Source organism: Streptosporangium lutulentum (assembly GCF_030811455.1).
Classification (GTDB): domain Bacteria; phylum Actinomycetota; class Actinomycetes; order Streptosporangiales; family Streptosporangiaceae; genus Streptosporangium; species Streptosporangium lutulentum.
On the sequence record NZ_JAUSQU010000003.1, the window covers coordinates 212,832 to 224,048 of the forward strand.

An 11,217-nucleotide genomic window follows, 5' to 3' on the forward strand; every position below is an offset into this window, starting at 1 on the left:
GTTACATGGCGTCGCGGACGGATTGCGGAACCTGCAGGTGGGCCGGGACGACCAGGCCCAGCGGCAGCGCGGCGGCGAAGGCCGCGGCCTGGCCGCGACAGCGGCGCAGCTGCAGCCGGGCGGCCGGGGCGAGGGTGTCGATCGCGGCGGCGGCCAGCGAGAGGTCATCGACCGAGCGCACGGTCGCGGTCAGCAGGAGCGCGAACCGGGTCACCCCGGCGCCGCGCGCTTCCTCACGGGCGGTCTGCTCGGCGGCGGCCACCGCCACGGCGTCGCGCGCGGCCACGTTCGCGCCGGTGATTTTGAAGCGGGCGTCTTTCTTGTCGCGCTCGACGATGGTGGCGGCAGCTCCGGCGTCGTGCGGGCGATACAGCAGGGTGACGCGTTTGCGGACGATGTCACGGTGCGGGCTGATCAACCCGGTCAAGACGTTGGCGTAGACCTCCCCGCGGGGGGCTTGGGACATCGCCCAGGTGATGGAGGCACCGCTGTCGTGCAGGTAGTGATCCCAGCGCTCCTCGTGCCCGGCGGGCCCGGCCTCGTGCCAGGCCAGCTGAGAGCCGCCGGCCTGGTTGGCCTGCTCGATCAGCGCGAGCGCCTCGGGGTCGTAGGCGACGCGGATCGCCTCGGCCAGCTGCACGGCCGTCATCGGCCGGGCGGCGCCCGCCCCGGTCATCTGCAGCCCGGTCGACAGGCCCGGCAGGCGGGTGCCGAGCTCGCGGGCCATCTGCTCGGTGGTGCGGCGTTTACCGCCCGAGGGCGGGGTGGCGGAGTAGGTGAGCGCGATGCGGGTGGAGACCTGCGCCGAGCCGGCCGGGTAGGTGGCCACCACCTCGCTCAGGACGCGGCGGGCCAGAGCGGGGGCATCGGCGGCCAGCTGGGTGCTGACCTCGCGGCCCAGCCGGGTGCCCGAGTCCGGTGCGGTCTCCACCGTGACGCTGGCGGCCACCAGGCTCGGCTCGGCTCCCAGCCCGGCCAGCCATTGCCCCCAGTAGGCCACCCAGGTGTCGATCTGGTCGGAGTCGACCAGGCCCGCCCCGTCGGCGCTGCACTCAAACACCGCGCTGTAGTGGCCGGTGGCCGGGACGACGAGCATCGCGAATTTCCGGTCGTAGGAGTCTCGCGCCTCATACAGGTGACTGGCCGCGGCCAGTCCGGGCAGGCGGCAGGTGCCGTTCGCGATCAGGCTGAGCGGGCCCGCCCGATACAGGTGCCAGCCGCTGCGTCGCGCCCATCGCCAGGCCAGGAGCGCCGCGACGTTTTGAAGGGGGTTGCGGCCCCGGCGGTCGCGAAACAGCAGCGGCGTGACCATCACGGCCGAGGTGAGGACCACCAGCAGGCCCAGCAGCGGCGAGAACAGCATCGTGACGATCGCCAGGAGCATCCCGCCCAGCACGATCAGCGTGCCGAGCAGCCCTAAGGCGCCGACGCCCGGCGAGGTGGGACTGCGCCAGTTGCCATAGGTCGGTTCACTTGCTGCCACTGGGTCCTCCCCCGTGTCCGTCGACGGCCTGGTCGGTGGCGCGCCGGAGTGAATCGGCGGCCCCTTGAGCGATCTGCGCGCCGCCGAGGACGGCGGCGGCGGGCCCCGCGCCGGCAGCGGTCGCCCCGGACGCCGTTGGAGAGGTCGGTGTAAAGGTCCTCGCAGCTGGATTTGCGCCGGAGGCCGTACTCGTCGAGTCCGCTCCGGTCGCAGTTGGAACGGCGGTCGGGTTGGTAGGTGGGGTGCTGGATGCGGTGCCCGAACTGGATGTGGTGCCTGTCGGGCCTGGACCTGTTGGGCCTGGACCTGTTGGACCTGGAGGTGTCGGACCTGGAGGTGTCGGCACCGGCATGGGCGAGCCGTTGGACGGCGGTGGTGAAGATGGACCGTCGGAGCCTTCGGGTCGAGCGCCATCCGGGCCCCCCGAGGGTGGCGGGCTACCGCTGGGGCCGGGCGTTCCCGTCGCTCCGGCGCCGCCGGAGCGGCCACGGCCGCCCAACGAGGGCACCATGCGCGCCCCGGTGGCCACCGCCATCCCCACGGCCGCCACTCCCCCGGCGCCTCCGGCGGTCGTCGCGCTCACCAACGGCGTGATAAACCGCATCAGCGCCGGTAGCGCGACCACCGCCAGGATGATCATTACGAAGCCGGACAGTTTGGTGATCTCGTCGTTGGGTTCGTCCAGTGCGGAGATGGCGTAGGCGTAGATGGTGGCCGCGACCGGTTTGTACAGCAGGTAGGCCACCAGCCAGCCGCCGGCCTTGCGTCCCAGGGCGCGGCCCTGCTCGGTGCTTGCCATGGAGGCCACCAGCGGCAACAGGCCCGTCAGCAGGCCGAGCATCGCCGTGCGAATCAGCATCAGCACTATCTGGACCAGGCCGGTGATCAACCCCAGTAGCGCGAGCACTAGTGTCAGCGGCCCCGGAAGCGCTTTGCCTAACGTCGTGCTCCCGGCGGCCATGCCGGTCAGGGAGGTGTAGCGGGTGATGGTCGCCGACCAACTGCCTTCCCCTTGCGAGGCCTGATCCAGGATCCAGCTGGAGTAGCTGTCGGCGGCCTGGCTGGCGGCCATCACCATCGCGGCGCCTACCGCGCTGACCACAACTAGAACCACCAGGCCGGTCAGCGCGCTGACCGCCGGTTCGGCCCGGCGCTGGATGGCCAGGCGTCCAGCGGCGATCAGCAGCCCGAACACCGCTACCGCCGCGACGTACCACTGGGTGTGGGTGGTCAAAAACTGCACCGGCCCGCTGCCTTGTTCGCCTTGACTGAGCGGCGCCTGAAACACACTGGTCGGCGTCTTGGCCCACCACGTGAAGATCATCGTCAGGAGCCTGTCGTTGGCCTCGGCGAAGGATCGGGCCAGATCGTCGAGGAACTCACCTGGCAGCGACTGTATTTTTTCCGAGGTGTTCTGGCCGGCTTCGTATCCGGCGCACATCACCTTTGCGAGGGGCAGGGCAATGTCACACACACCGCTGGGGTCAAGGCCGGGCGACGGGGTGGGCGTTGAAGCGCCAGCGGCGCCGAGGGTGGTGGCGATCACACACCGCCCCAGGCGATGAACGACTCCAACGAGCCAATCTGCGTGGTGGGCGACAAGGAGCCGTCTTCCTGCAGCGTCAGCCGCCAGTCGCCGTCGACCCAGCGCATCGTCACCGTGGAGACGTTCAGCGCGCCCTGAGCGCTGCGCGTGACCAGTTGCAGCACCGCGAGCTCGGGGGTGTAGTGCACGTACTGGTAGCCGGCCAGCTGGGCGAACACGCCGGGTTGACTGGCATTCCCGCTGATCTGAGCGCGCGCGCTGGTGTAGGCACTGCGCCCGGGACCGGCCAGCACCTGGCTGGCGGTCACCCGCTGCCAGGAGTCGGCGAGCAGGCATCGGACGGTGATCTGCCAGGAGGCGATCAGCGCGCCGTGCGGGCTGTGGGCGAAGCAGCGGGCGACCTCGCCGTCGACGACGCCGGGCCCGGCGCCGGCCGAGTACGGCAGCGCGACCGATTTGAAGACCGCCCAGTGCACATCGTCCGGAGGGGTCGCGAGCGCGGCTTGCGCGGGCGGACGACGACAGGGTTGCCCACGTCCCGATGGTGATGAGCCGGGTGGCTCGGCCGAGGCGGCGCCCGCGCCGCGCGCGGGCGCCGCGGTGGGCGGCGCGGAGAGGTCGTCGCCGCCAAAAAGCGCGACGGCGGCACCCAGCAGCAGCACCACGGCCAAAAACATGGCGGCGACGACGAATCCGATGCGCCCGCCGGTCCGCTCCCCCCGCGCTCTGGGCGCGCTCACAACAACGCGCCGATCAGACCGGTCGCCGATCCGGCCAGCACGCACGCCAGCGCGACCCAGCCCAGGCTCTTGGCGTTCTCCGAGCCCTCCCCACGCGAATGGTTGAGGGCCATCTTGCCCGCGGCGAACAGCAGCCCGCCCACGCAGGCGGCGCTCACCCCCCAAAACACCCAGCGCAGCAACAGATTGATCTTCTCCGAGCCCGGCGGAGCCTCGCCGCCGCGCAGATCGATACCCGGCACGCCACCACCGGTGCCAGCTCCACCGGTGCCACCGCCCGGCACGCCACCACCGGGGTCGGCTCCGCCGGTGTCGATGCCCGGCACGCCAGCGCCGGTGGACCCCGGGCCGGGAGTGAGGTTGGGCCAGCCCAACGCCAGCTCGTGCGCCTCCCGCAGGCCCGCGGCGTCGCTCACCGTCGCCGCTGCCCAGTGGCCGCCGTGGTGCAGGGCCTCAACGACGGCCGCGAACACAATGATCATGATCATCCTTTGGAGAGAAAGCGGGACAGCTGACCAGCCAGGCTGCGATAGGGACGGGGCAAAGAGACCTCGTGCGGCGGGCAGGTGCGCAGCCGCTCCACCCACGGCAGGGTCCACACGCACGGCACCCCACCGGCCAGCACGCCGATGAGCTGGGTGAGCGGACGAGGCAGGCGCCCGGGAGCATCGGCCACCAGGGCCAGGCCCAGCAGATCGATACCGGCGGGCAACGCACCCGAGGCCCACTGCGCCGCGGCGGCCTGGGCGGACACCAGCCCGGCGAGGTTGGTGCGCGCCACGATCACCACCCGCACCCGCTGCCGGGAAGCGGGCGCCGGAGCAGGCCAGTACCGACCGTGCTCGGCTCCTTCGGGCACGGCGACCGCCAGCGTGCTGACCCCGGCGCCGCCATGCGTGCCCACCCACCACCACGACGCCGACATCGCGGGCGTCAGCGCCCGAATCGGCAATCCGTGCTGCGGGCCGCCGGTGAACGCCCCCGGTTGCGGGGCGACCGGGTGGCGAGGTCGCAGCATCCGCCCGGATTCCAGCGGCCGCGCCGTGCGCGTAGCACTCGCATCCACCTGCGGCTCCTCCGCTCACGTGTCAGAACAGCCTTGACAAAAAACACCAACTATTGGCAGAAGTGAAGAGATCATCCGATATGCGGCAGATATTAGAAAGCACCATAGACCCAGTCAACACGCTAGCTTGACTACCTTGACCATTTTTGTCACGAAAATTCACGAGAGGAGGCCGGTGAGTCAGGTGACCAAGGCGGCCGCCGTGCTGATCGCGGCCGTGTTCGCCGGCATGCTCGCGCTGCTCACCATGGCGTCCCTGTCGGGTGGCGCCTCCGCCCCCGCGTCCGCCGACCAACCCCAGCTCAAAGCAGGCAAGGTCAGCGCCGAATACCTGCCGTGGGTGCTACGCGCCGGGCAAATGTGCCCCAGGTACGCCTTCATCTCCCCGGTGCTGATCGCCGCCCAGATCACCGCGGAGTCCGCTTGGAACCCCCAGGCCATCTCACCGGTCGCCAGCGGCCTGGCCCAGTTCACCGCCGCCACCTGGGCGCAGTTCGGCCACGACGAGGACGGCGATGGCACCGCCAGCCCGTTCGATCCCCCTGATGCGATCATCGCGATGGGCCGCTACGACTGCCACCTGGCCGAGCAGCTGGCCCGGGTGCCGGGCGAGCGCCTGTCCATCGTGCTGGCCGGATACAACGCCGGCCCCCAGGCGGTGCTGAAGCACGGCGGCGTGCCCCCTTTCCCTGAAACCCAGGACTACATCCGCCGGATCAACGCCCTCATGACCAGCTACGGCCGCATTCCCCCTCCGGCGCAGGCCGACGGCCCTTCAGCACAGGTCGGCGGCTCAAGCCTGGGCGCCCGGATCGTCGCCGCCGCCCGCGCCAAGATCGGCACTCCCTACTCCTGGGGTGGAGGCGGCTCGCGCGGACCCAGCACCGGCGTCGGACGCGGGGCCGCCACGGTGGGGTTCGACTGCTCAGGGCTGATCCAGTTCGCCGCCTTCCAGGCCTCCAACGGTGCGCTTCAGCTGCCGCGCACCTCCCAGCAGCAGGTCAAGGCCGGCGTCGCGATCGCCCGCAACCAGATGCAACCCGGCGACCTGATCGGGTTCGACAACCCTCACGACTCCCCCGACCTGGGCTTTGGTCACATCGGTATCTACATCGGCAACGGCCAGATGGTGCACGCGCCACAGACCGGCGACGTCGTCAAGATCGCCGATCTTAGTCAGCGGCGCGGTCAAATCTGGGCGGTCAGGAGACTGTCATGACACCCCTCGCGATCTTCGCCTCCCCCTCCGGCTCTGCCCGCTCGCGCCCCGGGAACCGGGCCGTGACCTGGAGCGCGGTGGTGGCCACGAGCGTGCTGCTGGCCGGCTGCAGCGAGCCCGCCGCGCCCCTGGCGTCCACGCCAAGCCCGGCCCCGTCCTCCGTACCGACCACTACCCCGCCGCCCGGCCCGCCGGAGGTGGCCCTGCCCGCCCCCGACCGCGTCGACGGCAACGATCCCGAGGCCGTTGGCCGCGCCGCGCTGAGAGTGATGTGGGCCGCCGACACCACCGCCGACACCGGCTGGCACCAGGCCACTTTGCGCGCCGCCGCCTACCTGGCGCCCGCCTACCTGGCCCAGCTGCGAGCCCAGGGCCCCGCACGCGATCCGGGCGCCGAATGGCGCATCTGGGCACGTCACCGCGCCTACCTGCGCCCCCAGCTGCGTCCCGGCCGCGATGAGCATCCCCCCGACACCGCCACCCAGGCACTGCGCCAGTGGCTGCTGACCCTCACCCCGATCGGCCGTGACGGCTGGCGCGGCCGCCCCCGTTCGATGACCGTCTTCGTCGAGCTCACCCGCGCCCGGGGAGCATGGAAGCTGTCGGCGATCGCCGTGCGCTGAAAGCGCGGTCAGCGCACGCACCCAGGCCGCCTCAAACGGGCCCTGATACCGCCACGAAAAGCGCCCCGTTCATGTCCTCAAATGCTTGTCTGACCGTTTTTAATTTCACGCTCAACGGCCTTTGATGGTCACAAAACGGCCACAATGTCACGAGATGGTTACCTTGTTCATAGAGCTACTGAAAGGTCTCCCCTACATTTGACAATCGCCTTGACAAACTGTTTTGGCATATCGTCCGAGTTATGGGGGGTGGCTTTCAATGCCGAACCCGGCACCGCGATCGGAACACTCGAACCTGTCCGAGCAACTCCCTCTCGACATCCCGCCCCCGCCCGCTGCCCTGCCCGCTCCGGGCGCCCCCGGCCCGCCACTCGTTCCCTTCCCCTTGGGGCCCCTACCTGTCATCGACCCCCTGGAGCCGCTGCAACCGCCAGGGCTGGTGCCGCTGCCCGGCATGCCCCCCATCGCACCCGAGAGCCCGATCACACCGGCCGAGCCGGATGAGGTCGACCAGATGGTCCAGTGGTACGGGCCCGCCCTCGTCGCCTACTGCCGCATCTGGCTCCCCGACCCCGTGGCCGCCGCCGACGCCGCCGGCCACGCCCTCATCGTGGCCCGCCACCACGGCGACCACCTCCCCGCCTCCCACCTGATCCGGCCCTGGCTGTATGCCGTCGCCCGGCTGCGCTGCCTGGCCGAACCCCATCCCGCTTCCGTCACCGGCGAGCTCACCGCGCTGAGCGCCGACCCCGCCGCACCCGCGCCAGCACCCCGCCGCGACGCCGACGAGCTGGACATGCTCAGCGCCCGCCTGGCCAGCGACGCCCTTTGCGGACTGGACCGCGACGACCGCGAATTCGTCGAATTGGCGCTGCGCCACCAGATGGACCTCACTCACACCGCCGCCATCTTGGGCCGGCCCCAAGACGACGTTGAGCACGCCACCACCGCCGCCATCGACCTGATGCAGGCCTGGGCCAACGCCGTCCACCTCGGCCGCACCGGCCGCAGCCTGTGTGAGGTCGTCACGCCTCTGGCCCAGGCCTGGGACAACAACCCCCGCCGCGAGACTCGCACGAAGATCCGCATGCACGTGACCCGCTGCCCTACCTGCAGCAAAGCCTTCAACCTACGCGTCAGCGCCGAAGAGCTCCTGAGTCACCTGCCCATCCCCATGCTGTCCGCGCTGCAACAAGAACACCTCATCCACCCGACCCTGCCGCCTTTCCCTCTGGAGCTGCACTGGGGCCCCGACGGCTTTCCCCTGCAGTCCGACCTCACCGCCGACCACACCGAGGTCGAAGAGGCCCCCGTTTTTTCAGCCGGACTCCGCGCCGCCAACAACAGGGGGTTTTGGGACGGAGACCCCGACGCTGAAGACGCTCGGTGGTGGAGAGATGACCCCTCACCCGAGGACTCCCCCGCCACCGGCCAGGCCCCATCACCCCCGCGGCTGATAGACGTCACCCTCGCCGAAGGCCTGCAACGCCTGCGCCGGTCTCTGCCCGCACCCAGCCTCGGCGGCGCCGGGCGCGCGCTGCGCACGCTGGCCCTCACCGCCGCCTGCCTGCTGATCGCGATCCTGCTCTACGTCAGCCTCTTCGATCAGCCCACCCCCATGCGCAGCAGCAACACCACCACCGGCGCCGTCGGCACCGTCCACGAGGCGCTGAACGCACCGGCCGAACCGCTGCTCCAGCCCTCCCCGCCACCGCCACCCACCGCCGCCCTCCCCGAACTCACCCCGACTCCGACGCCAACCCCCACCGCGCGCTCACCGCGCGCCCACCGCGCCCCCACCGCCTCCCCCCGCGCGACCCGGACCCGCGCACCCCAACCCAGAAAGCGGCCAAAGCTGCGCATCGAACCCCAGCAGGCCCCGACCCACGCGGTCCCCGTCCTGCCGCCCCCCTCCGCCAACCCGACCCCGCCCCCGTCCCTGCCACCCCCCTCAGCCAACCCGACCTTGCCATTGCCCGCACCGGCCGCCGCCCCGGCCGCCGCGCAGTTCACCGGCGCCCTCACCCGGCCATCGATCACCACCGCACTGCTTGGCCCCTGCCCATGTACCTAACTGCCGTCTCACCCTCTAGGAGCACACCCCGATATGCGCCACCCTCGCGGACGATCCCGCAACCTCCTCATCACGATCGTCGTCGCCGTCCTCATCTGCGTGCCCACCGGCATCGCCATCGCCGGCCCCCCCGCCCCTGCCGACCCCGCTGTTGAACAGGCCTGCTCCAACCGCTACGACGAAGAAAGCCTCGGCTACCAGGCCTGCCTCCAGGCCGCCACCGAAAGTCCCCCAGCGACCACGACCCTCATCACCGCCATCGATGGCTACCAACCCGACACCCCACCGGCCGCCAGCGACGACAGCACCGTCGTGCAGTACTGCGACACCGGCAACGGCACCTACCGCACCGGCGCCGCCGACTGCCCGCGCCCGATCACCTGCACCCGCCAAGCCGACACTGGTAAGTACCAGTGCCTCGACCCCACCGGCATCCCCATCAACCCACCCGGCGACATCTGCGAGCGCAGCCCCGCCTACGTCTGCACCTACACCAGCTCCCTGACCTCCGAACAGCTCACCGCCGGTCAAAGCGCACCGCTACCCACCGACCTCCCCTCTCCCCCGCCCGCCGCCACCACATCGCAATCGGCCGCCCCGCAACCCACCTCGACCGCACCGACCCCCGATCCGACCCTCACCCCGACACCCGCGCCAACGCCCACCCCGACCAGCACCGCCACGCCCACCGACCCCGTCGGCCAGAGCGTTCAGCAGGCCAACGCCCTCAACATGCGCATCTGGCTCGAAGGCGACCTGACCGCCGCCTGGCGCGAAGGCGCCGCCTCCCTCGCCGCCGCGGTCAAACGCCTGAGCGCCCACGCCGCCCAACCCGGCGTCATTGGCGTCAAGTTCGCCCATGACCTCGGCCTCACCGGATTCCCCTCCACCCGCGCCGGAGCCGCCGACCTGCAGCGCTTTCTCACCGACACCATCCCCGCGCTGCGCGCGGCCCTGCCCGCCGGCCGCAACATCGTCGTCGACGTCGCGGTGCCCGAACTCGGATGCGGCCGCAACCAGACCTGCATCCGCGCGATGCGCACCAAGTACCCCCTACTCACCGTGCCCGAGCTGGAAAAGCGCCTCCTGGGCGCCGTCGATGCCATCAACGTCACCGGCGACTTGTTCCTGACCGACTACCAAACCTGGAAGATCACCGAACAGGCCGCTCGCCGTAACCTCTGGCTGGAGCTGGCCCGCCTCAACTGGGACACCCGCGGCCCCGCCCTGCTCGGTGCCCGCGACACCAGCCTGGTCCACAACACCGACACCTCCCCGCTGAGTGCCGCCGCCGCTAAGCAAAAGGTCACCGCTGTCGTCGATACGCCCGTTCAGCTCGCCCGCGTCAACACCGTGGTCCTGCGCACTCACCGCCAGACCCACGACGGCGATATCTGGCGCATCCTCAACGCCGACCTGCACTCCAACCAGCTGTGGGAGGCCCTGCGCGCCCGCCGCGCGCTCGGCAAGATCGCCGTCACCTTCAACCCCGCCGACGTCGAAAAGTCCATCCCCGAAGACCTCAAGATCGTCGCGCAAATCGCCTCAACGGTCTACATCTTCGCCCAGTAACCCCCCACCAGCTCCCAGGGCCGGATCCAACCCCCACCCTTTCCGGCCCTGGGCCCACACCTTCAGACAGCGGCCGCCCATCGCCACGTTCAGCCAGATCACCAAACTCGCCGCAGGAGGTCTTGTGCCATGGCGCCCACCCCAGATCCAGCCGCCCACTACGTCACCGCAGCTTTTTCCAACGCCACCCGCGCTACCGCCGCGACCGTCCTGCAAGACCCACCCCAGCTCATCACCACCCCCGCCTCCCCTGCGCTGCGCGCCTACTACGACCAACTGCGCGAGCGCGTAATCGCGATCAGGTCCGGTCAGATCGACCCATACAGCGATAACGTCGTCCAAGTCGTCAGTAACGCCCGCTACGCCGCTCTCGATCCCTGGCTGGTCGGCCTCCCCTCCTCCGCCGACCATCCCACCAAGATCGACAGGGCCTGCGAGCTGATCGCCGACGTCCACGCCCGGCACGCAGACACATCCTCGCCAGGGCTCCAGATCGTGTACTGCGACATCATCGCCACCGCACAAGGCTGGAACCTCACCGAGGCCGTACGCACCAAACTGCACTCTCTGGGCATGGACCAACGCGCGGTCCGCTTCGCCGTTCCCGCGCTGACTCCCCGCCAAAACGAGAGCCTCGTCGCAGACTGCAACGACGGCACCGTCGCGGTCATGGTCACCACCAGCCAACGCTCCCTGGCCGCGAGCAACCTCGGTGCCGCGAGCAATCTCGGTATACATCGCACGATCAGCGCTGAGCACCACCTCGACCCACCCCCAGGTCCCGACCAGCTCGCCCACCGGATCGGCTTTTCAACAGCCATCGCCAACAACCCGGATCCCGACCGGTTCGTTCATGTCACCGAAGGCACTGTCGACGTCTTCACATGGAGCGAG

At 70.4% G+C, this 11,217-nt stretch carries 10 protein-coding genes; 5 read left to right on the forward strand and 5 right to left on the reverse strand.

The annotated features are described in order from the left end of the window. Position 1 precedes the first annotated feature (1 nt). From J2853_RS47680 to J2853_RS47700, 5 genes are read right to left on the reverse strand one after another with little or no spacing between them, the layout of a single operon-like run. Positions 2-1,483 (reverse strand): SCO6880 family protein, encoded by a 1,482-nt coding sequence (locus J2853_RS47680; RefSeq protein ID WP_307569577.1) that lies wholly within the window; start codon positions 1,481-1,483, stop codon positions 2-4. Beyond that, positions 1,470-3,029, reverse strand: a complete 1,560-nt coding sequence (locus J2853_RS47685; RefSeq protein ID WP_307569579.1) for a hypothetical protein — start codon at positions 3,027-3,029, stop codon at positions 1,470-1,472. The genes J2853_RS47680 and J2853_RS47685 overlap by 14 nt, the downstream gene beginning before the upstream one ends. Further along, positions 3,026-3,769 (reverse strand): DUF8175 domain-containg protein, encoded by a 744-nt coding sequence (locus J2853_RS47690; RefSeq protein ID WP_307569580.1) that lies wholly within the window; start codon positions 3,767-3,769, stop codon positions 3,026-3,028. Before J2853_RS47690 ends, J2853_RS47685 begins: the two co-directional genes overlap by 4 nt. Continuing rightward, complete coding sequence (locus J2853_RS47695) at positions 3,766-4,251, reverse strand: hypothetical protein (protein WP_307569582.1); 486 nt, start codon at positions 4,249-4,251, stop codon at positions 3,766-3,768. Before J2853_RS47695 ends, J2853_RS47690 begins: the two co-directional genes overlap by 4 nt. Positions 4,252-4,253: 2 nt before the next feature. Then, on the reverse strand, positions 4,254-4,835 hold the full coding sequence (locus J2853_RS47700; RefSeq protein WP_307569584.1) for a DUF6668 family protein: 582 nt from the start codon (positions 4,833-4,835) through the stop codon (positions 4,254-4,256). A gap of 175 nt (positions 4,836-5,010) precedes the next feature. Here J2853_RS47700 and J2853_RS47705 point away from each other — a divergent pair, with 175 nt between their 5' ends. From J2853_RS47705 to J2853_RS47725, 5 genes are all read left to right on the forward strand, one after another. Next, entirely contained in the window at positions 5,011-6,054 is a 1,044-nt protein-coding gene (locus J2853_RS47705; RefSeq protein WP_307569586.1) for an NlpC/P60 family protein, read from the forward strand. Next, positions 6,051-6,677 (forward strand): hypothetical protein, encoded by a 627-nt coding sequence (locus J2853_RS47710; RefSeq protein ID WP_307569587.1) that lies wholly within the window; start codon positions 6,051-6,053, stop codon positions 6,675-6,677. The genes J2853_RS47705 and J2853_RS47710 overlap by 4 nt, the downstream gene beginning before the upstream one ends. A 259-nt stretch (positions 6,678-6,936) precedes the next feature. After that, a complete protein-coding gene (locus J2853_RS47715; RefSeq protein WP_307569588.1) occupies positions 6,937-8,751 on the forward strand; it encodes a hypothetical protein in 1,815 nt (604 codons plus the stop codon). 33 nt (positions 8,752-8,784) lie between these two features. Further along, entirely contained in the window at positions 8,785-10,323 is a 1,539-nt protein-coding gene (locus J2853_RS47720) for a hypothetical protein (protein ID WP_307569590.1), read from the forward strand. Positions 10,324-10,452: 129 nt separating this feature from the next. After that, positions 10,453-11,217, forward strand: a 765-nt coding sequence (locus tag J2853_RS47725) for a hypothetical protein (RefSeq protein ID WP_307569591.1), incomplete at its 3' end; no start/stop codon positions are given.

What these genes read in the sequence shown, in the direction of transcription:
- J2853_RS47710 (WP_307569587.1), top strand. Translation starts at nt 6,051, where the DNA reads ATGACACCCCTCGCGATCTTCGCCTCCCCCTCCGGCTCTGCCCGCTCG.
- J2853_RS47720 (WP_307569590.1), top strand. Translation starts at nt 8,785, where the DNA reads ATGCGCCACCCTCGCGGACGATCCCGCAACCTCCTCATCACGATCGTC.
- J2853_RS47715 (WP_307569588.1), top strand. Translation starts at nt 6,937, where the DNA reads ATGCCGAACCCGGCACCGCGATCGGAACACTCGAACCTGTCCGAGCAA.
- J2853_RS47695 (WP_307569582.1), bottom strand. Translation starts at nt 4,251, where the DNA reads ATGATCATTGTGTTCGCGGCCGTCGTTGAGGCCCTGCACCACGGCGGC.